General features: G+C 69.4%; 17 protein-coding genes. 5 read left to right on the top strand and 12 right to left on the bottom strand.

Annotated elements, in window-relative coordinates; all coding sequences use genetic code 11:
• Positions 1 to 9 precede the first annotated feature (9 nt).
• Positions 10 to 522 carry a hypothetical protein gene (locus AWC18_RS05090; RefSeq protein WP_234784367.1) on the bottom strand — a complete coding sequence of 171 codons (513 nt, stop codon included), beginning with the start codon at positions 520 to 522 and terminating at the stop codon, positions 10 to 12.
• A gap of 23 nt (positions 523 to 545) precedes the next feature.
• Here AWC18_RS05090 and AWC18_RS05095 point away from each other — a divergent pair, with 23 nt between their 5' ends.
• Both AWC18_RS05095 and nei2 read left to right on the top strand, forming a co-directional pair.
• Positions 546 to 4,964: an ATP-dependent helicase gene (locus AWC18_RS05095; protein ID WP_064996815.1), complete on the top strand. Its 4,419-nt coding sequence runs from the start codon at positions 546 to 548 to the stop codon at positions 4,962 to 4,964.
• A complete protein-coding gene (nei2, locus tag AWC18_RS05100; protein WP_085137989.1) occupies positions 4,964 to 5,713 on the top strand; it encodes an endonuclease VIII Nei2 in 750 nt (249 codons plus the stop codon). Before AWC18_RS05095 ends, nei2 begins: the two co-directional genes overlap by 1 nt.
• Positions 5,714 to 5,806: 93 nt before the next feature.
• Here nei2 and AWC18_RS21610 read toward each other — a convergent pair whose 3' ends face one another.
• The 4 genes from AWC18_RS21610 to AWC18_RS05115 form a co-directional block, all read right to left on the bottom strand.
• Entirely contained in the window at positions 5,807 to 6,241 is a 435-nt protein-coding gene (locus tag AWC18_RS21610; RefSeq protein ID WP_064996813.1) for a hypothetical protein, read from the bottom strand.
• Between the two features lie 78 nt (positions 6,242 to 6,319).
• Complete coding sequence (locus AWC18_RS05105) at positions 6,320 to 7,192, bottom strand: pseudouridine synthase (protein ID WP_085137990.1); 873 nt, start codon at positions 7,190 to 7,192, stop codon at positions 6,320 to 6,322.
• Between the two features lie 28 nt (positions 7,193 to 7,220).
• Entirely contained in the window at positions 7,221 to 8,933 is a 1,713-nt protein-coding gene (locus tag AWC18_RS05110; protein WP_064996811.1) for a glycerol-3-phosphate dehydrogenase/oxidase, read from the bottom strand.
• A 54-nt stretch (positions 8,934 to 8,987) separates the two neighbouring features.
• The gene (locus tag AWC18_RS05115; protein ID WP_208858318.1) at positions 8,988 to 10,412 is read right to left on the bottom strand and encodes an NAD(P)H-quinone dehydrogenase; all 1,425 of its coding nucleotides are present in this window, start codon (positions 10,410 to 10,412) and stop codon (positions 8,988 to 8,990) included.
• 41 nt (positions 10,413 to 10,453) lie between these two features.
• Between AWC18_RS05115 and AWC18_RS05120 the strand changes: the two genes are divergently transcribed.
• Positions 10,454 to 10,945, top strand: a complete 492-nt coding sequence (locus AWC18_RS05120) for a gamma-glutamylcyclotransferase family protein (protein ID WP_076049909.1) — start codon at positions 10,454 to 10,456, stop codon at positions 10,943 to 10,945.
• 112 nt (positions 10,946 to 11,057) lie between these two features.
• On the opposite strand, the gene AWC18_RS05125 is transcribed toward AWC18_RS05120, so the two are convergent.
• Positions 11,058 to 11,942 carry a type IV toxin-antitoxin system AbiEi family antitoxin gene (locus AWC18_RS05125; RefSeq protein WP_064996808.1) on the bottom strand — a complete coding sequence of 295 codons (885 nt, stop codon included), beginning with the start codon at positions 11,940 to 11,942 and terminating at the stop codon, positions 11,058 to 11,060.
• Between the two features lie 197 nt (positions 11,943 to 12,139).
• Positions 12,140 to 13,318 carry a M20 family metallopeptidase gene (locus AWC18_RS05130; protein ID WP_085137992.1) on the bottom strand — a complete coding sequence of 393 codons (1,179 nt, stop codon included), beginning with the start codon at positions 13,316 to 13,318 and terminating at the stop codon, positions 12,140 to 12,142.
• 43 nt (positions 13,319 to 13,361) lie between these two features.
• On the opposite strand from AWC18_RS05130, the gene AWC18_RS05135 reads away from it, so the two are divergent.
• On the top strand, positions 13,362 to 14,168 hold the full coding sequence (locus AWC18_RS05135) for a purine-nucleoside phosphorylase (RefSeq protein WP_064996806.1): 807 nt from the start codon (positions 13,362 to 13,364) through the stop codon (positions 14,166 to 14,168).
• Here AWC18_RS05135 and AWC18_RS05140 read toward each other — a convergent pair.
• Positions 14,162 to 15,616 carry a glycosyltransferase family 39 protein gene (locus AWC18_RS05140; protein ID WP_234806427.1) on the bottom strand — a complete coding sequence of 485 codons (1,455 nt, stop codon included), beginning with the start codon at positions 15,614 to 15,616 and terminating at the stop codon, positions 14,162 to 14,164. The two genes, AWC18_RS05135 and AWC18_RS05140, sit on opposite strands and share 7 nt — an antisense overlap.
• A 249-nt stretch (positions 15,617 to 15,865) precedes the next feature.
• Complete coding sequence (locus AWC18_RS05145) at positions 15,866 to 17,320, bottom strand: glycosyltransferase family 39 protein (RefSeq protein WP_234806428.1); 1,455 nt, start codon at positions 17,318 to 17,320, stop codon at positions 15,866 to 15,868.
• Positions 17,321 to 17,477: 157 nt separating this feature from the next.
• Here AWC18_RS05145 and AWC18_RS05150 point away from each other — a divergent pair, with 157 nt between their 5' ends.
• Positions 17,478 to 19,088: a phospho-sugar mutase gene (locus AWC18_RS05150; protein ID WP_064996804.1), complete on the top strand. Its 1,611-nt coding sequence runs from the start codon at positions 17,478 to 17,480 to the stop codon at positions 19,086 to 19,088.
• Between the two features lies 1 nt (position 19,089).
• On the opposite strand, the gene upp is transcribed toward AWC18_RS05150, so the two are convergent.
• From upp to AWC18_RS05165, 3 genes are read right to left on the bottom strand one after another with little or no spacing between them, the layout of a single operon-like run.
• Positions 19,090 to 19,713, bottom strand: a complete 624-nt coding sequence (gene upp / locus AWC18_RS05155) for a uracil phosphoribosyltransferase (protein ID WP_064996859.1) — start codon at positions 19,711 to 19,713, stop codon at positions 19,090 to 19,092.
• 17 nt (positions 19,714 to 19,730) lie between these two features.
• Positions 19,731 to 21,113, bottom strand: coding sequence for a PE-PPE domain-containing protein (locus tag AWC18_RS05160; RefSeq protein WP_064996803.1), 1,383 nt, complete (start codon positions 21,111 to 21,113; stop codon positions 19,731 to 19,733).
• Positions 21,114 to 21,117: 4 nt separating this feature from the next.
• Positions 21,118 to 22,533: a PE-PPE domain-containing protein gene (locus tag AWC18_RS05165; protein ID WP_064996802.1), complete on the bottom strand. Its 1,416-nt coding sequence runs from the start codon at positions 22,531 to 22,533 to the stop codon at positions 21,118 to 21,120.
• Between the last annotated feature and the right edge of the window lie 55 nt (positions 22,534 to 22,588).

Raw genomic sequence — 22,588 nt, forward strand, 5'->3', positions numbered from 1 at the left:
TCCGGGTGGTCAGAACCGCAGGACCAAGACCGCCAGGTCGACCGCCAACAGCGCCCACCCGCAGGCCCAGACCACCATCCCGCGGCGGTGCGTCGCGAGGAAGAAGGCGAGAAACAGCGTCAGGGCCGCTATGCCCGCCGCCCCGTGGTACAGCACGCCGAACAGCGACCCGTTCACCTTGAGCTCCGGGCACGCCGCCCTGCTGCACAGTGCAGAGCCAGAGACCCGCGACAGCGCGAAGGCCATCAGCGTTGCGGCAGCCGGCGCGGTCAGCAAGGACAGCACCCAGTTGACCCAAGTCCAGTCGCGGGGCGGCGCTTCAGGGGGCGGCCCTCCTGCCGCACGGGGCTGCGCATCGGCGAATATCGGCCGAACCACCCTCGGCCCCTCGTCCAGGATGATCATCCCCCACCTCCGATCATCGACATCACCACGTGGCGGATACCCGGCGACGATGCGCACAAAACCGCAGCGCGGGAGCATTCCGCCGGCGAACTTGGCACCATGGCTGGGTGAGCCCACACGACCGGGGCGCCCCGGCGCCGATGGAACGGTTCTCGGCGCTGACCCGGGAATGGTTCACCGGTACCTTCACGGCACCGACCCCGGCGCAGGAGCAGGCCTGGTCGGCCATCGCCGACGGCCACAACACGCTTGTGGTGGCGCCCACCGGGTCGGGCAAGACGCTGGCGGCATTCCTGTGGGCGGTGGACCAACTGACCGCACAGCACGGTCAGGGCACCCGGGTGCTCTACATCTCGCCGCTCAAGGCGCTCGCGGTCGACGTTGAGCGCAACCTGCGTACTCCATTGGCCGGCATCGCCCGGCTGGCCGCACAGCGTGAGCTGCCCGCTCCCGGCATCACCGTGGGTGTGCGCTCCGGCGATACGTCTGCGGCGCGGCGCCGGGAGCTGATCGCCAAGCCGCCCGACATCTTGATCACCACGCCGGAGTCGCTGTTCCTGATGCTGACCTCGGCGGCGCGGGAGACGCTGACCGGGGTGCGCACGGTGATCGTCGACGAGGTACACGCGGTGGCCGGCACCAAGCGGGGCTCTCACCTGGCACTGTCGCTCGAACGCCTCGACGCGATGCTCGCCCGTCCCGCTCAGCGCATCGGGTTGAGCGCCACTGTGCGCCCAGCCGAAGAAGTCGCCCGATTCCTGTCGGGCCAAGCGCCCACCACGATCGTGGCTCCCCCAGCGGCCAAGACGTTCGAGCTGACGGTTCAGGTCCCGGTGCCCGATATGGCCAATCCGGCGGAGGGCACCGTCTGGCCCGAGGTCGAAGAACGCATCGTCGACCTGATCGAAGCCCACCGCTCCTCGATCGTGTTCGCCAACTCCCGGCGGCTCGCCGAGCGACTGACCGGTCGGCTCAACGAGATCCATGACGAGCGTTGCGGTGACACCGCTCAGGCGGTTGCACCACTGGCGCGTGCCCATCACGGCTCGGTGTCGCTGCAGACCCGAGCCGACGTCGAGGAGGACCTCAAGAGCGGGCGACTGCGCGCGGTGGTGGCGACGTCCAGCCTGGAACTGGGTATCGACATGGGCGCGGTCGACCTGGTCATCCAGATCGAGGCGCCGCCATCGGTGGCCAGCGGCCTGCAACGGGTGGGCCGAGCCGGACACCAGGTCGGCGAAATATCCTCGGGTGTACTGATTCCCAAGCACCGCACCGATCTGATCGGCTGCGCGGTCGCGGTAGACCGGATGCTCGCGGGCAAGATCGAAACCCTGACGGTACCGACCAATCCGCTGGACATCCTGGCCCAGCACACGGTGGCTGCGGCGGCACTGGAGCCACTGGATGCCGAAACCTGGTTCGACACTGTGCGCCGCAGCGCACCGTTCGCCACCCTGTCGCGCGGCGTGTTCGAGGCGACGCTGGATCTGCTTTCCGGAAAGTATCCGTCGACCGAATTCGCCGAGCTGCGGCCACGTTTGGTCTACGACCGCGACACCGGGACTCTCACCGGCCGGCCCGGAGCACAACGGCTGGCCGTCACCTCCGGTGGCGCCATCCCGGACCGCGGACTGTTCGCGGTATACCTGGCGGGCGCGGAGAAACCCTCCCGAGTCGGCGAACTCGATGAGGAGATGGTCTACGAATCGCGGCCCGGCGACGTGATCTCCTTGGGAGCCACCACCTGGCGGATCACTGAGATCACTCACGACCGGGTGTTGGTCACGCCGGCCCCCGGCCAGCCGGGCCGGTTGCCGTTCTGGCACGGAGATGGTGTCGGTCGGCCCGCCGAACTGGGCGCAGCACTGGGTGCGTTCACCGGCGAGTTGGCCGGACTTGACGCGGAGTCGTTCGACAGGCGCTGCGCGGGATTGGGTTTCGACGATTATGCGATCGACAACCTGCGGCGACTGCTCGACGATCAGCGCACCGCCACCGGGACGGTGCCCACCGACACCACGCTGGTCGTTGAGCGGTTCCGTGACGAACTCGGCGACTGGCGGGTGGTCCTGCACTCCCCCTACGGCCTACGCGTGCACGGTCCGCTGGCGCTGGCGGTGGGCCGGCGGCTGCGCGAACGCTACGGCATCGACGAGAAACCGACGGCCTCCGACGACGGCATCGTGGTCCGGCTGCCCGACACCGACTCCGGTGCGGACGCCCCCGGGGCGGAGCTGTTCGTGTTCGACCCCGACGAGATCGAGTCGATCGTCACCGCCGAGGTGGGCGGCTCCGCGCTGTTCGCCTCCCGGTTCCGGGAATGCGCGGCCCGGGCGTTGCTGTTGCCGCGCCGGCATCCCGGACGACGCACCCCGCTGTGGCAGCAACGCCAGCGTGCGGCCCAACTGCTCGACGTGGCCCGTAGGTACCCGACGTTCCCGATCGTGCTGGAGACGGTGCGCGAATGCCTGCAGGACGTCTACGACGTCCCCGCACTGACAACCCTGCTGGCGCAGATCGCGCAACGCCGGGTGCGGCTGTCCCAAGTCGAGACCGCCACCCCGTCGCCATTCGCGGCGTCGCTGCTGTTCGGCTACGTCGGGGCCTTCATGTACGAAGGCGACAGCCCGCTGGCCGAGCGCCGCGCGGCGGCGCTGTCGTTGGATCCCACTCTGCTGGCGCAGTTGTTGGGCCGAGTCGAGTTGCGCGAGCTGCTCGACCCCGAGGTGATCACCGGCCTCAGTGCGCAACTGCAGCATCTGACGCCGGAGAAGGCCGTGCACGATGCCGAGGGGGTGGCTGACCTGCTGCGCCTGCTCGGTCCGCTCACCACCGAAGAGATCAGTGCGCGGGCCGCGGGTGCGGCCGTGGGTGGTTGGCTGGAACATCTGTTGACCGCCCGCCGCGTGCTCGCGGTGGCGTTCGCCGGGCAGCGCTGGTGGGTGGCGATCGAGGACATCGGCCGGCTGCGCGATGGCCTCGGGGTGGCGGTGCCGCCCGGGGTTCCGACGGGCTTCACCGAACCGGTCACCGATCCCCTGGGTGAGCTGCTGGGCCGGTTCGCCCGCACCCGGGGCCCGTTCACCACCGGGCAGGCCGCAGACCGGTTCGGGTTGGGCGTGCGGGTGGCGGCCGATGCGCTGGGCCGACTGGCGGCCGACGGGCGGGTGGCGCGAGGCGAATTCACCGACCTGCCGGCCTCGCCCGGCGAACAGTGGTGCGACACCGAGGTGCTGCGCATCCTGCGGCGCAGGTCATTGGCGGCGTTGCGGGCGGCGATCGAGCCGGTGTCGCCGGCTGCCTACGGACGATTCCTGCCGGCCTGGCAGCAGGTCGGCGCGGACGACGTCACCGCCACCGGGGTGGACGGCCTGGCCGGGGTGATCGAGCAGTTGGCCGGCGTAGCACTGCCGGCATCGGCGGTGGAACCATTGATCTTCGGGCCGCGGGTGCGCGACTACTCACCGGCCATGCTCGACGAGCTGCTGGCCTCGGGTGAGGTGCTGTGGTCGGGCGCGGGCGCGCCGGCCGGCAACGCCCCGGCCACCGACGGGTGGATCCGCTTTCACACCGCCGATTCGGCGCCGCTGACGTTGACACCCGCGACGCCGATCGAGTTCGGCGACGCCCACCACGCGATTCTGGATGCCCTCGGCGGCGGCGGTGCGTTCTTCTTCCGCCAGCTGTGCGGCGATGCGAGTGAGGCCGAACGCAAAGCAGCGCTGTGGGAACTGATCTGGGCGGGATGGATCACCGGCGACACCTTCGCTCCGGTGCGCGCGGTGCTGACCGGCACCCGGCGCGCCGCCCCGGCGCACCGCAGCAGACGCCCACCCCGGCTCAGCCGGTACAGCGTCGCGCACGCCGCCGCCCGAGCCGCCGACCCGGCGGTGGCCGGGCGCTGGTCGATTTTGCCTGCGCCGCAAGAGGATTCCACCGTGCGGGCGCACCACACCGCCGAATTGCTGCTGCACCGCTACGGTGTGCTGACCCGCGGTGCAGTCGCCGCCGAGGCCATCGCGGGCGGTTTCGCCAACGTCTACAAGGTGCTGACCGCGTTCGAGGACGCCGGCCGTTGCCAGCGTGGCTATTTCATCGAGTCGCTGGGGGCAGCCCAGTTCGCGTTGGCCTCCACCGTAGACCGGCTGCGCGGCTACCTCGATGGTGTCGACCCGGCCCGCCCCGACTACCACGCGGTGGCGCTGGCCGCGGCGGATCCGGCCAACCCTTATGGCGCGGCGCTGAATTGGCCGGCGCACCCGGGAACTGCCCGGCCCGGCCGCAAAGCCGGCGCGCTGGTGGTCCTGGTCGACGGGGAGTTGGCATGGTTCGTCGAGCGTGGCGGCCGGACGCTGTTGAACTTCGCCGACGCCGCCGAGGCTCAGCATGCCGCCGCCGGGGCGCTGGCACGGCTGATCACCGATCGCCGGGTGGACGGGATTCTCATCGAGCGGGTCGACGGCGTACCGGTGTTGGAACTCCCCGAGGCGCCGACGCTGGACGCGTTGATCGAGGCGGGCTTCTCCCGCACGCCCCGGGGATTGCGGATGCGCTGATGCCCGAGGGGGACACCGTTTTTCACACCGCCGCCGTGCTGGCGACCGCATTGACGGGCAAGACCCTGACCCGCTGCGATATCCGCGTCCCCCGCTACGCCGAAGTCGATCTGCGCGGGCAGCGTGTCGACGAGGTGATCAGCCGCGGCAAGCACCTTTTCATCCGCGTGGGATCGGCCAGTATCCATTCGCATCTGAAGATGGAGGGCAGCTGGCGGATCGGGCAGCGAGTCGCGAATCACCGGGCACGGATCATCTTGGAGGCCGGCTCCGTTCGCGCCACAGGAGTCGATCTGGGGGTGCTGGAGGTACTGGACCGCGACCGTGACGGCGAGGTCGTCGCGCACCTCGGGCCGGACCTGTTGGGCGACGACTGGGACCCGGCTGTGGCCACGGCCCGCCTGATCGCCGATGCGCGGCGTCCACTGGCCTCGGCGCTGCTGGATCAGACGGTGATGGCCGGTATCGGCAACGTCTACTGCAACGAGTTGTGCTTCGTTGTCGGGCGGTTGCCCACCACACCCGTGGGCGACCTGAACAATCCGGGCCGGCTGGTGTCGCGGGCCCGGGAAATGTTGTGGGCTAATCGGTTGCGCTGGTCACGCTGTACCACCGGCGACACTCGGCAGGGCAGGCAGTTGTGGGTGTACGGCCGGGCCGGCCTGCCCTGTCGGCGGTGCGGCACCACTGTGGCGTCCGACCGCAACGGCGAGCGGATTCGCTTCTGGTGCCCGTCTTGTCAGCGGTGATGCCGGGTCATGCCGGCCGCTGACAGCACCGAAGCCGGCCGGACTTGACGTGCCGGCCGGCTTTCGGCTGTCAGCAACAGAATTGCTGGTCGATCACGGCCATCCGCCGCAGCCCACTCCGGGCACGCAGCCTCCGCCGCCGCCGGGACCGCCCCAGCCGGTGGGACCGCCGGGAATCGAACCCCCGCCACCGCCGGGTCCGCCGCCACCGGTCGGGCCGCCTGGGATCTCGCCGCCGCCACCGCCGGGTCCGCCGCCACCGGTCGGGCCGCCGGGAATCGAACCCCCGCCGCCACCCGGTCCGCCGCCACCGGTCGGGCCACCCGGCTCGCCCGGCTCGCCCGGGTTCTCGGGTCCGGGTGCACCTGGAACCGGCTCCAGTGTGGTCTCCGACTCAGTGGTCGTCGTCGTGGTGGTCGAGGTCGTGCTGGTACCCGGCCCCTCTTCACTGGTGCCGCTGCAACCGGCTGCCACCAACGCGACAGCACTGCCGAGCACTGCGATCGTCATCTTGCTGTGTGCCTTCATCAGACTCAGACTCCCCTCTGCTCTGGTCGTGCGTTGCTGTACCCACGACCGTCACGGCCGAAACACCGGCAGCCGCGGTCAGTCGGCGTCGAGGTCGCGTTCGCTCACGAAAGTGCGGGATTGTCCGGTCAAGGGGTCGTCGAATTCCAGGCGGTGGGCCAGCAGTCGCAGCGGCTGCGAGAAGTCGTCGGGTGCAACATCGATGACCTGCGGATACAGCGGGTCTCCGTCGATCGGCAGGCCGAGTGAGGCCAGGTGTACTCGCAGCTGGTGGGTGCGTCCGGTGCGCGGGGTCAGCCGGTAGCGGCCATCACCCAGCGACTCGACCAGCGTCTCGGCGTTCGGCTCGCCGGGTTCTTCGCGCGCCTGCAGGCAACCACGCTCTTTGACGATGCGACTGCGCACCAGCTGCGGTAACGCGACGGTCGGCTCGGCGGAGGAGCGTGCCAGGTACTGCTTGCGCACCACGCCGCGGGCGAACAGGGTCTGGTAGGGACCTCGCAGCTCCCGGCGGGTGGTGAACAGCAGCACCCCGGCGGTGAGTCGGTCCAATCGATGCGCCGGACTCAGCTCCGGAAGGTCCAGTTCGCGCCGCAGCCGCACCAGAGCGGTCTGGGCCACGTGCCTGCCGCGCGGCATAGTCGCCAGGAAATGCGGCTTGTCGACCACCACCAGATCCGCGTCACGGTGCAGCACCGGAACCTCGAACGGCACCGGGACCTCGTCGGGCAGATCGCGGTACAAGAAGATGTGCGCACCAGCCGGCAACACCGTGGTGTCGTCGATCACCGTCCCGTCCGCGGTGACCACTTCGCCGGCAGCCACCTTCGCCGCGGTGGCCGCGCCGAACCGCGTGCGCAGCTCGGCGGCGACCGGACCACCGTGCAGACGCAGCCGGACCGGCCCCAGACCGTCGCGCGGCGGCAGCGGCGCCGGCCGTCGGCGGGTCAAGACCGGTCCCGCGGTGATGGCGCTGCGTTCACGTCAGCGGAATCGGCTCCAGAATCTCGGCTCGCGCCTCAGGAGCACTCGCGCGCAACGCATCCGCCGACGCGTCGTCGGGCTGCTCCTGCGACAGGATCTCGGCCTCCACGCGCGCGGCGTAGTTGGCCACCTCCCGGTCGATGTCGGCGTCGTCCCAGCCGAGTACCGGCGCCATCACCTCGGCGACCTCGCGAGCACAGTTCACCCCGCGGTGGGCGAACTCGATGGAGATCCGCGTCCGCCGGGCGAGCACGTCCTCCAGATGCAGTGCACCCTCGGCGGCGGCCGCGTAGGCGACTTCGACCTTCAGGTAGGTGGGCGCCTCGGCGATCGGGTCCAGCAGATCCGGCTGCCCGTCGGCCACCGCCAGGACATCGTGGATCAGCGAGCCGTAACGGTCCAGCAGGTGACGCACCCGGTAGGGGTGCAGACCCTGGTGGGCACCCACGTGCTCGGCCTGGTTGACCAGCGCAAAGTAGCCGTCGGCACCCAGCAGCGGCACCTTCTCGGTGATCGAGGGCGCCACCCGGGTCGGGATGTACTCGGCGGCGGCATCGATCGCGTCGGCGGCCATCACCCGGTACGTCGTGTACTTGCCGCCGGCGATCGCCACCAGACCCGGTGCCGGAACCGCCACCGCGTGCTCACGCGACAGTTTCGAGGTGTCGTCGTTCTCCCCGGCCAGCAGCGGCCGCAGCCCGGCGTACACGCCTTCGATGTCGGCGTGGGTCAGCGGCGTGGCCAGCGCGGTGTTGACGTGGGTCAGGATGTAGTCGATGTCGGCCCTGGTGGCGGCGGGGTGGGCCAGATCCAGATTCCAGTCGGTGTCGGTGGTGCCGATGATCCAGTGGGTGCCCCACGGGATGACGAACAGCACCGACTTCTCGGTCCGCAGGATGATCGCGGCCTCCGACACGATCCGGTCCCGCGGCACCACGATGTGCACGCCCTTGGAGGCCCGGACGTGGAACCGGCCGCGCTGGCGCGACAGCGCCTGGATCTCATCAGTCCACACACCGGTGGCGTTGACCACCACGTGGCCATGTACCTCGGTGACTTCACCGTCCTCGGAGTCGCGGACCCGCACCCCGGTCACCCGGTCGCCTTCGCGCAGCAGCGCGACCACTTGGCTGGAGGTGCGGATGACCGCGCCATAGTGCCCCGCCGTGCGTGCCACCGTCAGGGTGTGACGGGCGTCGTCGACGACGGTGTCGTAGTAGCGGATACCGCCGATCAACGCGCTGCGCTTCAGCCCCGGGCACAGCCGCAGCGCGCCAGCGCGAGTCAGATGCCGTTGCGCGGGAACGGATTTCGCTCCGCCCAGCTGGTCATAGAGAAAGATCCCGCTGGCGACGTAGGGCCGTTCCCACCACCGCCGGGTCAGCGGGTACAGAAACGGCAGCGGCTTGACCAGGTGCGGCGCCAGCGTGGTCAGCGACAGCTCACGTTCGTGCAGCGCCTCGCGCACCAGCCCGAACTCCAGCTGCTCCAGATAGCGCAGTCCACCGTGGAACATCTTGGAGCTTCGGCTCGACGTCCCAGCGGCGAAGTCACGCGCCTCGACCAGCGCCACCTTCAGGCCGCGGGTGGCAGCGTCGAGCGCGCAGCCGGCGCCCACCACACCGGCGCCGATCACCACCACGTCGAACTGCTCACTGCCCAGTCGTTCCCAGGCTCGTGCTCGTTGGTCCGGTCCCAGCGTGCTCACGTGTGTCAGGCTACGTGGCCGCCCGCCAAAACAAGCTGTGATGCTCGCTTCACCTCAGTCGAGGTCGTCGTGCGTCATCAGTCGGCGGCCCGCCTCGGTGAGCGAGCCCGACAGCGACGGATACACTGCCAGCGTCTGGGCCAGGTCGGCCACTGTGATCCGGTTCTGGACCGCCAGCGCGATCGGCAGAATCAGCTCCGAGGCGATCGGGGCCACCACCACCCCACCGATCACGGTGCCGGTCGCCGGCCGGCAGAACAGCTTCAAGAACCCGTATCGCGTCCGGCTCATCTTCGCCCGCGCGTTGGTCTGCAGCGGCAGCATCACGGTGCGTGCGGGCACCGTCCCGTCGTCGATCTGCGACTGCGGCACGCCCACCGCGGCGATCTCGGGGCGGGTGAACACCGCGGCGGCCACCGTGCGCAGCCGGATCGGAGCCACCGCGTCCCCCAGCGCGTGATACATCGCGATCCGGCCCTGCATGGCGGCCACCGAGGCCAACGGCAGCAGTCCGGTGCAGTCGCCGGCGGCGTAGATTCCGGGCACCGACGTCCGTGACACCCGGTCTACCTGCAGATAGTTTCCGGGCGCCAGTCTGATCCCGACCCGGTCCAAGCCCAGCCCCGAGGTGTTGGGCACGGATCCGACCGTCATCAGCGCGTGGCTGCCCGCCACGGTGCGGCCGTCGGCCATGGTGACCAGCACCCCGTCTCCTTCGCGGGTCACCGAGGCGGCCCGCGCGTTCTTGACCAGGGTCACGCCGCGTTCGGCGAACACACTCTCCAACACCCGAGCCGCGTCGGGGTCCTCGTGCGGCAGCACCCGGTCACGACTGGCCACCACGGTCACCTTGACGCCGAGTTCGGTGTAGGCGTTGACGAACTCCGCGCCGGTGACTCCAGAACCCACCACCACCAGGTGCTCGGGCAGTGTGCGCAGGTCATAGAGCTGTCGCCAGGTCAGAATCCGCTCGCCATCCGGCTCGGCGCCGGGCAGGGTGCGCGGGCTGGCCCCGGTGGCGATCAACACCACGTCGGCGGCCAGAACACGCTGCCCGCCGCCGTGCTCGGTGACCAGAATCCGGTGATGCGCCAGGCCGGCTTCGGCGTCGATCAGCTCCCCTCGGCCGGCGATGACCTCGACACCGGAGTTGATCAGCTGGGTGCGGATATCGGCGGACTGCGCCGCGGCCAGGGACTTCACCCGCTCGTGGATCTGGCTCAGCTCGATCTCGGCGTCGGTGAAATGGATGTCGAAGCCCAGGTGCGGGGCACGCCGCAGCTCGGTGCGCACCCCTGAGGAAGCGATGAAGGTCTTGGACGGAACGCAGTCCCACAACACGCAGGCACCACCGATGCCGTCGGAGTCCACCACCGTCACGGATACCGCTTCGGGACCCTTGGCGGCAGCAACCAGCGCCGCCTCGTAGCCGGCCGGGCCGCCGCCGACGATCACGATGCGCGTCAAGGCAGGAGTCACAGCGACTAACCTATCTGGAGCGTGGCGTTAAGATTTCTGCCGTGCCGCTCTACGCCGCCTACGGGTCAAACATGCATCCCGAACAGATGCTGCAGCGGGCACCGCATTCCCCGATGACCGGCACCGGCTGGTTGCGTGGCTGGCGGCTGACCTTCGCCGGTGAGGACATCGGCTGGGAGGGCGCCCTGGCGACGGTGGTCGAGGACCCGGACTCGAGTGTTTTCGTCGTGCTCTACGACGTCACTCCCGAGGACGAGAAGAACATGGACAGCTGGGAAGGCTCGGAGTTCGGCATCCACAAGAAGATCCGTCTGCGGGTGGACCGGGTGGATGGGATCACTTCGGACCCGGTCGACAGCGAGCCCGCGCCGGTGTTGGCGTGGCTGTATGTCGTGGACGCCTGGGAGCGCGGGCTGCCGTCGGCGAGGTACCTCGGCGTGGTGGCCGAAGCCGCCCAGATCGCCGGTGCCCCAGAGGAATACGTGCGCAACCTGCAGACCCGCCCGGCCCGCAACATCGGCCCCGGCTCCTAGCTCCTCCTCCTCCTCCTCCTCCTCCTCCTCCTTGGCGCGAGGGTGCGTGTTTGTACGGCGACACGCCGCGGATGCCGTACAACGGTGCACGCTCACCCGGCAGGGACCCGGGTCAGGCGGCAGCACGCCCCAGTTGGGTCTCGATACGGCGGATGGTCTCCCACGGCCGGCGCCGGACGTCGTCGGCGATGATCGACACCACCACCCAGCCGATCTCCTGCAATGCGGCGCGGCGCCGGCGCTCGTGGACGAATGCCTCCGGCCCCTCATGCCAGACCACGCCGTCGTACTCGACTGCGACCCGCCGGCTCGGCCAGGCGAAGTCGACTCGCCAGATCCGGTGATCGCGGTCCACGATCTGATGCTGCAGGACCGGGGCGGGCAAGCCACCGTCGAGCATCATCAGCCGCGACTCGCTCTCCATCGCCGATTCGGCCAGCGGGTCGGCCAGCGGTAGCAGCTCACGCACGGCCACGATGCCGCGTCGGCCCGCCTGCCGACTGGCCGCGCGCTGCAGCCCGCGGCGCGAGCAGGTTCCGCTGCGAAGAGCAGCGTCCAGCGTGGCCAGCGCCCGGGGCCGGCGCAACGACCGGGCCACCTCGATGGCCGTCCACTCCGGGGCAGTCACCGGCCGGCCCGCGACTTCACTCAGGGGGGCGCCCTCGCGCCGATGCACGACCAGTCCGTCGGCTGACCGGAGCTGTTGATGCGGCGGGTTGAGGACGTGCAGATCGACAGGTTCCTCGGTGTCGAACCCGTGTACCGCAGCCGCGGTCCCCAGACAGACCGTGACGCGAGTATCGGTCGCCAGGTCCAACCCACGCAAAAGGAGCTCGGTCGTGACTGTTCCATAGCCGTAGATCCCGTACCAAATCTTTTGCAGTGGGCCGTGTTTCAACTCTGCTTCCAGCCCGCGGCGGGTCAGGAAGGTCAGCGCCTGAGCGGACGTGACCACGCCGCCTTGCAGATCGAGTAGCCGGTGCAGTCGTTGGTCCATGCGGCCGATCGTCGACGCCGGGAATGCACATCGCTTCCCGCTTGCCGCCCGGTGGGCGTCTCCTGTGGACAACGGCAGGACTGTGGAGTCCCCGCGGTGGCGCGAGGGTGCGTCGTTGTACGGGATCCGCGGCGTGTCGGCGCACAGACACGCACGCTCGCCGAAAAGGGGGGCACGCTCGCGGAGAAGGGGGGGAGCTAGAGCATGCCGGCCTGGTCGACGACGCCGGCCATCACCCGCACGCCGACGGCCAAAGCCCGCTCGTCGAGGTCGAACGTCGGCTGGTGCAGATCCAGTTGCGGGCCGCGGCCCGGCCAGACCCCGAGGCGGGCCATGGCGCCGGGCACCTGCTCCAGGTACCAGGAGAAATCCTCCCCGCCACCGGACTGGCGCGTCGCGGCCAGCACCTCGGGCCCGATGGCCTCGATCGCGTGGGTCAGCATCTGTGTGGACACCGCTTCATTGACCACCGGCGGCACGCCGCGGTGGTAGTTGAGCGTGTGTTCGATATTCAGCGGCTCCAGCAGCGAGGCCACCGCCTCTTCGACGATGCTTTCCAGGGCCACCCAGGTGTCCCGGCTGGCCGTGCGCACCGTACCGGCCAGACGCCCCGACTGCGGTATGGCATTGGCCGCAACCCCGGAGTTCACCGCACCCCACACCAGCACCGTGCTGTTCCGCGGATCGATACGCCGGGACAGCACCCCGGGCAACCCGGTGATCAGCGTGCCCAGCCCGTAGACCAGGTCGGCGGTCAGGTGCGGTCGCGAGGTGTGGCCGCCGGGGCCGTGGACGGTGATCTCGATGGTGTCGGCCGCCGAGGTGATCGGTCCGGCGATGGTGGCCACCCGGCCAGCCTCCAGCCGCGGATCGCAGTGCAGCGCGAATATCCGGCTGACCCCGCTGAGCACACCCGCGGCGATCGCATCGATCGCCCCACCCGGCATCAGTTCTTCGGCGGCCTGAAACACCAGCCGCACCCCGACCGGCAGCTCCGGCGCGGATGCCAGTGCCAGCGCCGTACCCATCAGGATCGCGGTATGCGCGTCGTGACCGCAGGCGTGCGTCACCCCGGGCACCAGCGAGGCGTATGGCGCCCCGGTCAGTTCGGTCATCGGCAAAGCGTCGATATCGGCCCGCAACGCGACGCGCGGCCCATCTTCTGGACCAAAGTCGCAGGTCAGGCCGGTTCCGCTGGGCAATACCTTGGGATTGAGCCCGGCGCTGGCGAGGCGCTCGGCGATGAATTGGGTGGTGGCGAACTCCTGCCGGCTCAACTCCGGGTGGCGGTGCAGATGCCGCCGCCATGCCACCAATTCCTCGGCATAGACCGCCAGCCACGCCTCGACGGCGTGCGACACGGGCGTTGGAGACATTCAGGCAGTATCCCATCGTGGCGCGCCACTAAACTCAGTGCCTGTGACGGTACCGCTGGCAACTGAGGCGGCCGCGGCCGTAGCCCGGCGCACCGGCGTGCAGACGCATGACGTGGCGGTCGTGCTCGGATCCGGGTGGGCGCCCGCGGTCGCAGCCCTGGGCACCGCGACGGCAACCCTGCCGATGGCCGAGCTGCCCGGCTTCAGCGCCCCCACCGCGGCAGGCCACACCGGCGAGCTGATGTCCATGCAGATCGGCTCGCACCGGGTGCTGGTGCTGGTCGGCCGGATCCACGCCTACGAGGGCCATCCGCTGGCCGACGTGGTCCGACCGGTACGCACCGCCGTGGCGGCCGGGGCCAACACTGTGGTGCTGACCAACGCGGCCGGCGGCCTGCGGACCAGCTACCACGTCGGCCAACCGGTGCTGATCAGCGACCACCTGAATATGACCGGGCGCTCCCCCCTCGAGGGCGCGCACTTCGTCGACATGGTCGATGCCTACACCCCGTCGCTGCGCGCGCTGGCCCACCAGGTCGACCCGACGCTCGCCGAGGGCGTCTACGCCGGTATGGCCGGTCCGCAGTACGAAACGCCCGCCGAGATCCGGATGCTGCGCACCCTGGGCGCCGACCTGGTGGGCATGTCGACCGTGCACGAGGCGATCGCGGCCCGGGCCGCGGGCGCCCAGGTCCTGGGTCTGTCGCTGGTGACCAACCTGGCGGCGGGGATCACCGGTGAGCCGCTCAGTCACGCCGAGGTGCTGGCGGCCGGCCGGGAATCGGCGGCCCGCATGGGCGCGCTGCTCGCCGACGTGATCGCGCTGCTGCCCGCCCCGTCAGCTCAGTAGCTCACCCCTGAGCTGTGCCGCATCCGCGGCCACATGGTCTCCCAGCTGCCGACGGGCTGCTCGCACAGATAGACCTTGGCGGAGCTCTCCCCGTTGTGCACCCCGCTGGGGAATCTGATGGACGCCAGGTAGGTGACGTGCCGCCAATACTGCGCCAATTTCGCGACCGGGAATCGGCCGACGCACAGCACCGTGCCGGCGTCGCCGGGCGGCGGCCCCCACTGGGCGTAGCTGCTGTCACCACTGACCACCGGACGGTCGACGCCGGCCGCGGGGCCGAGAATGCGCAGTGCCGAGGCTTCGCCGTAATTGCTGGTGAAGATCGGCACGTCGTCGGGCAGCGGCGCCGCGGCAGCCGCGACCTGCTCGACGAATCGCGGCCAGCCGTAGGTCTCCATCGGAATGGGATTGAAGCGGCGCAACATGGTCTGTTGTGTTGGCGGCAGGACCGGCAGGCAGAACACGACCGCGCCGGCGAACAGGGCCACCAGTGCAACCACCCAGCCTCGCGGCGGCCGGTCGGGATTCTCGTCTTCGATCCACACCGCCCCGGCGGCGAACAGCACCACCAGCGCAGGACCCGCGTAGTAACACCGACCGCCGGTGACGACGCACAGCAGCAACGCGACCGCGGGAACCGCCAGCATCCAGCGGTGCTCAACGGCCTCGTCGGAGGCCAGCCACCGCACCCCGATCACCCACAACAGCACCAGCAGCGGGCCGGCGTACAGGAGCAGCAGCAGTGGCAGCTGGGTCAGCGAGCCCACCGGGCCGCCCATCCGCACGGACATCGCGTGGGCGAATTCCAGATTGGGCCAGCCGTGTGCCGCGTTCCAGATCAGGCTCGGCACCGCCAGTGCGATGGCGACGGAGCCGGCCAGCCACGGTCCCGAGGAGCGCAGTGCGTCACGGCGGAAGATCGCCAAACCGACTCCGATGCCGATGAGCAGCAGCGCGACGGTCTGTTTGGCCTCCAGCCCGATGCCGGCCACCACTCCGGCGGGCAGCCAGGCCAGCACGGTTCCGATCCGCAGCGCCCGGGTCGTCAGCAGCAGCACCGCGATCCAGATCAGCTGGTCGACCACGGTGGTGCCGAAGAACATGGCCGCACCCATGAACAGCGGGCTGGCGGCGACAGCCGCCGCGGTGATCACCTGGGCGGTGCGCCGCCCACCGAGTTCGGCGGCCAGCAAAGCCGCCAACAGGATGCAGCCCAGGTGGATTGCGATCGCCAACAGTCGCAGCCCCAGCAAACCTCCGAGCGAGGCCACCCGGGCCATCAGCGGCACCAGGGGCGGGTGGTCGAAGTAGCCCCACGCCGGGTGCTGACCGCAGATCACGTAGTAGAACTCGTCGGGGTGCCAGCCGTAGTTCATGGCGAAGGCCAGATGCACTACCGCGGCGACGGCCATCACGATGGCTACCGGAATGAGCGTCCGGCGACTCACCGGCAACGAGATGGCACGTCTCGCCAGGAAGGGTGCTGATTCTTCCACCGGTCCCCCATTGTCAACTAATGAACCGGTGGAGCGTAGCAACTAATTAATTGACGTATTAGCCAACAGTTGGCTACTTACACGCTCCGCCGGGAGCCCCTTGATGACCGGGGAGCTCACAGTCCTGGCCCGCTGTCGCGTCAATGTAGACAGCATGCCTGATCGGCGAACCATGAGTGACGCCGGGGGTGAGCCAGCGGGTCAGTACGGCACGCCGGAGCTGTGGCGCATCCGCGGCCACATCGCCGCCCAGCTACCCCGCGGCTGCTCGCACAGATAAATGTGGACGCCGCGCAGCCCGTTGTGCACACCCCCGGGGAGCTTGACCGAAGCCAGGTAGGTGACGTGTGCCCAATATTGGGTGAGCTTGGGGACCGGGAATCTCCCGACACACAGCACCGTTCCTGCGTCGCCGGGCGGTGGACCCCACAGCGCGTAGTTGCTGTCTCCGCTGACCACCGAACGGTGGATGCCCGCCGCGGGGCCGAAGATCCGCAGCGCCGAGGCTTCCCCGTAGTTTCCGGCGAAAATCGGCACATCATCGGGAAGCGGCGCCGCGACCGCCGCCACCTGGTCGACGAACTGAGGCCAGCCGTAGGTCTCCAGCGGAATGGGATTGACCTTGCGCACCGAGTCGGCGGTGGTCGGGGGCAGCATCGGAAGGCACAGCACCGCCGCTCCGGTGAATAGGCCGACCAGCGCAACTGCCCACCCCGGCGGCAGCCGGTCGGGATTCCGGTCTTCGATACGCATGGCACCGGCGGCGAACAGCACCGCGAACACCGGGCCCACGTAGTAGCAGCGTCCGCCACTGATGATGACCAGTGCCACCACCACCACCGGCACCGCCAGCAGCCAGCGATAGTCGCGGCCCTCGTCGGAGGCCAGCCAGCCGATGCCGATCACCCACAGCACGATCAGCAGCGGACCGGCATAGAGCAGGAGAAGCAGCGGCAGCTGGGACAGTGACCCCATCGGGCCGCCCATCCGCACCGACATGGCGTGGGCGAACGTCAGACTCGGCCAGCCGTGTGCGGCGTTCCAGATCAGGTTCGGAGCCGCCAACACCGCCGCCACGGCGCAGGCTGCCCACGGCCCCGGGGAGCGCAGCGCCTCACGCCGGAAGATCACAAGCCCCACCCCGATGCCGATGAGCAGCAGCGCGACGGTCTGTTTGGCTTCCAGCCCGATGCCGGCCACCACTCCGGCGGGCAGCCAGGCCGGCGCCGTTCCGATCCGCAGTGCCCGCGCCACCAGTAGCAGCACCGCGATCCAGATCAGCTGATCGACCACGGTGGTGCCGAAGAACAACGCCGCACCCATGAACAGCGGGCTGGCCGCGACAGCCGCCGCGGTGACGCCCTGCGCGATGCGCCGCCCACCGAGTTCGGCGGCCAGCAACGCCGCCAGCACGATGCACCCCAGGTGGATCGCGATCGCCAGCAGCCGCAGCCCCCACAAGCCGCCCAAAGAGGCCACCCGGGCCATCAGCGGCACCAGCGGAGGATGGTCGAAGTATCCCCACGCCGGGTGCTGACCGCAGACCACGTAGTAGAACTCGTCGGTATGCCAGCCGTACCGGTTGGCGACCGACAGATGCACGATGGCGGCCAGGGCCACCACCACGGCCACCGGCATCGTGTTCTGCCAGCTCACCGGCGAAGAGACAGCACGTCTCGCCAGCAAGGGTACTGATTCGACCACCGGCCCCCCCATTGTCAAGTGACGGCAACCGGAAGAGCGTAGCAGCAAAATTAATTAGTCAACCCGTTAGTTTACACCTATCAGCTGAAAGCTTTGAGACAATCCAGGGGTGACCCCCCAGGAGTGGATCGCCCACGACCCCGACCCGGTGACCGCGGCGGAACTGCGCACGTGCGATCCGGGCGAGCTGGCAAACCGGTTCGCGGCGCCGCTGAAGTTTGGCACGGCCGGGCTGCGTGGGCCCGTGCGGGGCGGACCCGACGCGATGAATCTGGCCGTGGTACTGCGTGCCAGCTGGGCGGTGGGCCACGTCCTCAGCGCGCAGCGACGCACAGGCGCGACCGTGGTGGTCGGCGGCGACGCACGGCACGGCTCGGCGCAATTCGCCACTGCGACAGCCGAAGTGCTGGCTGCCGCCGGATTCTCGGTAGTGCTTCTTCCCCGGCCCTGCCCAACACCCGTGGTGGCATTCGCGGTGCGCCACACCGGTGCGGCGGCCGGCATCCAGATCACCGCGTCACACAATCCGGCAGGAGACAACGGCTACAAGGTGTACTTCGACCGCGGCATGCAGATCGTGTCGCCGACTGACACCGAGATCGAAGCAGCGATGGCCGTCGCTCCCCCGGCGGACACGATCGCCCGCCGCCCGGTCACACCGGCCGGAGATGAACTCACGATGCATTACATCGGCCGGGCCGCTCAGGTTCGGCGGCACGGCGGCCGGGTCCGGGTGGCCCTGACACCGCTGCACGGCGTGGGCGGCAAGGTTGCCGTCGAGGTCCTGCGCGCCGCGGGGTTTGCCGATATCCACCTGGTGGGCAGCCAGTTCGACCCCGATCCCGACTTCCCCACGGTGGCGTTCCCCAACCCGGAAGAACCCGGCGCCACCGACGCGCTGCTGGCACTGGCCGCCGAGGTCGGCGCCGACGTCGCGATCGCCTTGGACCCCGACGCCGACCGGTGCGCGGTCGGCATCGCCGGCCCGGACGGCTGGCGGATGCTGACCGGCAACGAGACCGGATGGCTGTTGGGCGACTACCTGCTGTCACGGTTGCCCGCGCGGCGGGCGGCCAACACGGTGGTGGCCAGCAGCGTGGTGTCGTCGCGCATGCTGGCGGGCATCGCCGCGCGCTACGGCGCCCGCCATGTGGAGACGCTGACCGGGTTCAAGTGGCTGGCGCGTGCCGATGACGGCCTGCCCGGCGCTACCCTCGTTTACGCCTACGAGGAGGCGATCGGCTACTGCGTGGACCCGGAGGCGGTGCGTGACAAGGACGGCATCAGCGCCGCCGTGCTGGTCTGCGATCTGGTGGCGGCACTGGCAAGCCGGGGCAGCTCGGTGCCCGAAGCACTCGACGAGCTGGCTCGTCGCCACGGCGTGCACGTCACCGACGCGGTGTCACGCCGAGTGGCCAGTCCCGCCGATGCGGCCGCGGTGATGGCCCGGCTGCGGGCCGATCCACCGGCGACGCTGGCTGGATTCGCCGTCACCGCAACCGATCTGCTGCACCGCAACGGGCCCGTCACCGACGCGTTGGAGTTCAGCGGCGAGCGCGACGGCAGCTCGGTGCGGGTGGTGGTGCGGCCGTCGGGTACCGAGCCGAAACTCAAGTGCTACCTCGAAGTCGTCCGACCGCCGTCGGATGAGCTGGCCGACAACCGCACTGAGGCCACCCGGATATGCGCCATGCTGTCCGACGCGGTCCGCGCCTGGTAGCTCAGCGCGGACCGAACTGGCGGTCGCCGGCATCGCCGAGACCCGGCACGATGTAGGCGTCGTCATTCAGGCCGTCGTCAACGGTGGCCGTGAACAGCCGCACCCCCGGCGCCGCTTTCTCCAGTGCTGCAACACCTTCCGGCGCGGCCACCACGCACAGCACGGTGATGTCGGTTGCGCCGCGATCGACCAGCAGTCCCAGGGTGTACACCAGCGAGCCGCCGGTGGCCAGCATCGGGTCGAGGACCAGGACCGGTGTGGTGCTCAGGTCCGCCGGCAGCGAGGTCAGGTACGGCACCGGCTGGTGGGTGGCCTCATTGCGCGCCACCCCGACGAAACCGACGTCGGCCTCCGGGATCAGAGCGTGGGCCGCTTCCACCATTCCCAGCCCGGCGCGCAGCACCGGCACCAGCAGCGGCGGTCGCGCCAGCCGTGTCCCACCGGTCTCGGCCAGCGGGGTGCGCACGGTGATGTCCTCGCGGGGCGCGCCGCGGGTGGCCTCGTAGACCAGCATCCAGGTCAGCTCGCGCAGCGCCGACCGGAACGCTGCTTTGTCGCTGCGCTCGTCGCGCAGGGCGGTCAATCGGGCCGCGGCCAAGGGGTGTTCTACGACGCTCACTTTCACGCCTGGGACCATACGGGTCACGCCCCGAGGAGGTTGAGGATCTCGAAGACCACCGCGCCCGCCTCCAGCATCGGTGCAAGCGAGATCAACGGCTCGCCGTTGAACACCGCGTCCGGGCCCAGCCAGTCGGCGACGTCCAGCGATACCGCCAGCTGGCTCCACGCCTCGAGCAGCTGGGCGTCCACGGTGTTGATGAGGTGGTAGCCGGCCAGCAGTGCATCGACGAACGAATCCGGCAGCGGGGACTGTCCGGCGAGACCCAACAGGTCATTGACCGGGTCGACGACGCTGTGTACCGCGGCGTACTGCAGGCCGGCCAACATCTGCAGCGGGTCCATTCGCATGACGAAGCCGGCCACGTCGGAGCCGTCGGCCAGCTGGCCGGTGGCGGTGACCGCCCAGGGCCCCACGGCGTCGGTGCCGTTGACGCCGACGAACGGGTCACCCGGATTGCCGTAGCCCCAGTCGATGACCAGCTTGAGCATCGGCGCCAGCGCATCCCCGATGACCTTGCCGATGTCGCCGAGCTGGTAGACCGGCCACAGGATGGGCAGCTGTTGGGGAATCAGATAGAAGTCGGTGTCCCCTATCCTGCCGAGATCGATGGTGTCGGCCAGGTTTTCGGCATCTGCGTAGGAGAAATGCACTGTCGCCGTGCCGATCAGCGCGTTGAGCATGGCCAGCAGGTTGGCGGGGTCCTGCGGGAAGTTGGCCAGGCCGTCATAGGCGCCGGTGTAGATGTCGGTGTCGAACCCGGTGGTCGGGGTGGGTCCGATGCTCAACGGGATACCCAGGAACGGCAGGTGCACCGGCTGATCGCCCAACAGCGGATATGCCGGAAGGCGGGTCAGGACGCCGCCGAGCGGGTTGTTGGGATTGCCGATCAGCACGAAGTGCAGATTGGCCGGGTCATACCCGCCGGGCCCTGCCGCAAGTAGGTTGCTCATCTCCTGTGTCGAGATGGTGGCGCTCTGCGAGTAGCCGAACACCGTGACGTCGTCGCCGTTCTGCAGTTGCGGCCAGATCGCGGTGTGCAGGATCTCCGTGCCGCGGGCTACCGACTCGGCGAATGTCAGCTGCGGATTCGGCGGCGGCAGGCACACCAGCGGACAGAACTGCTCGGGGGTGACCAGGCCCTCGAACTGAGAGCCGGGGAAGGTCGGCTGTCCGGGAAACCACGGCGAGGCCGGCTGCAGGAACAGCTCCAGCACGGCGTCCAGGTAGCCGTCGACCGTCGGGTCGGGAATGCTGGTCGGCCCCATGACCCAGCCCTCGTCGGCCAACAGCGCGACGTCGGGCCGAGCGGTCGCATCCAGCCTCGGTGCCCCCGGCCCAACGCTCACCGAGGGCACCGCCGCCGCGAGGAGCAGTGCTGCGCCCAGCGCGCAGCGGTGCTGCATCGATTTAGGGGACGAGCAGGTTGATCAGGCTGAATCCGACCCCGAGCAGGTCCAGCAGCGGCTGAGCCGAGATGAGCGGAGCGCCGTTGAAGATGGCGTCCGGACCCAGCACATCGGCGACGCCCCAGTCGGTGGCCAGGTCCTGCCATCCGGTGAGCAGCGCCTGGTCCAGGCCGAGCGTCAGGTCGTAGCCCGACAGCAGGGTGTCGACGATCGAGTCCGACAGCGGGCCCTGCCCGACGAGGTCCAGCAGGTTGTTGACGGTGTTGGTCAGGCTCTGCACGCCGGCGTACTGTAGTCCGGCCAGCATCTGCAGCGGGTCCATCCGCAGCAGGAAGCCGGCCACGCCGACGTCCTCGGACAGCTGTCCGGTGGCGGTGACCGCCCAGGCGCCGGCCGCGCCGATCGGGTCGACACCGTTCACGGTGATTCCGGCGTCCGGTGCACCGGGGTTGCCGTAGGACCAGTCGATGACGGTCTTCAGGATGGGCGCCACCGCGTCCGCGGCGAACTTGCCGATGTCGCCGAGGGCGTAAAGCGGGCCGAGGATCGGCAGTTGCTCGGGCAGCACGTAGTAGTTGGTGTTGCCGATCGTGCCCAGGTCGATGACGTTTGACAGGTTCTCGTCGAAGTAGGCGTTGTGCACCGCGCCGATCCCCATGATCGCGTTGATCACGGCCAGCGGGTTGGTGAGGTCCTGCGGGAAGACGGCCCAGCCGTCGTATTCGGTGCTGTAGACGTCGGTCGCGAACGGAGTGGTCGGAGTCGATTGGATGCCGAGGGGGATGTTCAGGAACGGAATGTGCTGCATAGCCCCGTCGAACCCGTCCGGGAAGGACAGCCGGGTCAACATGCCACCGATCGGGTTGTTGGGGGCGCCGATCAGCACGAAGTTCAGGTTGTCCGGGTCGTAGTCGCCACCGGGGGCGTTGGCCAGCAGATTGTGCATGGCCAAGGTGGCCACCACCGAGCTCTGCGAGAAGCCGAACACCGTCACTTCGTCGCCGGCCTCGAGCTGTGGGCGGATCGCGTCTTCGAGGTTGGCCACGCCCTCGGTCAGCGAGTCCCCGAAGTTCAGCTGCGGGACGGGCAACGGCTGGCAGACGATCGGACAGAACTGTTCGGGGGTGGTCAGGCCATTCAGCGTGTAACCGTCGAACGTGGTCTGCCCGTCGAACCACGGCACCAGGGGCTGCAGGTAGTAGTCGCGCACCACGTCCATGTAGCTGCCGATCGTCGGGTCGGCCTGACCGGTGCCGGTCATGATCCATGCTTGACCGGCCAGCAGCGCGACGTCGGCGAGCATCTTCTCGACCCGGGTCGCCAGAGCCGGACTCAGCAGCGACGACATTCCGAGCAGGACTGCGCAGAGCGCGGCCACCAATGTGACCCCTGCAGAACGCCCTCGCGTACCCGTCATTGCAGACCTCCAAGTCGGTTCGAATATGTCATCGGCGCGCAATTATCCCCACCTG

The sequence above is a fragment of the Mycolicibacter nonchromogenicus genome (assembly GCF_002101775.1).
In the GTDB taxonomy this organism is placed as follows: Bacteria; Actinomycetota; Actinomycetes; order Mycobacteriales; family Mycobacteriaceae; genus Mycobacterium; species Mycobacterium nonchromogenicum.

What these genes read in the sequence shown, in the direction of transcription:
- AWC18_RS05165 (WP_064996802.1), bottom strand. Translation starts at nt 22,533, where the DNA reads ATGACGGGTACGCGAGGGCGTTCTGCAGGGGTCACATTGGTGGCCGCG.
- AWC18_RS05125 (WP_064996808.1), bottom strand. Translation starts at nt 11,942, where the DNA reads ATGGACCAACGACTGCACCGGCTACTCGATCTGCAAGGCGGCGTGGTC.
- AWC18_RS05160 (WP_064996803.1), bottom strand. Translation starts at nt 21,113, where the DNA reads ATGCAGCACCGCTGCGCGCTGGGCGCAGCACTGCTCCTCGCGGCGGCG.
- AWC18_RS05095 (WP_064996815.1), top strand. Translation starts at nt 546, where the DNA reads ATGGAACGGTTCTCGGCGCTGACCCGGGAATGGTTCACCGGTACCTTC.
- AWC18_RS21610 (WP_064996813.1), bottom strand. Translation starts at nt 6,241, where the DNA reads ATGAAGGCACACAGCAAGATGACGATCGCAGTGCTCGGCAGTGCTGTC.
- nei2 (WP_085137989.1), top strand. Translation starts at nt 4,964, where the DNA reads ATGCCCGAGGGGGACACCGTTTTTCACACCGCCGCCGTGCTGGCGACC.
- AWC18_RS05130 (WP_085137992.1), bottom strand. Translation starts at nt 13,318, where the DNA reads ATGTCTCCAACGCCCGTGTCGCACGCCGTCGAGGCGTGGCTGGCGGTC.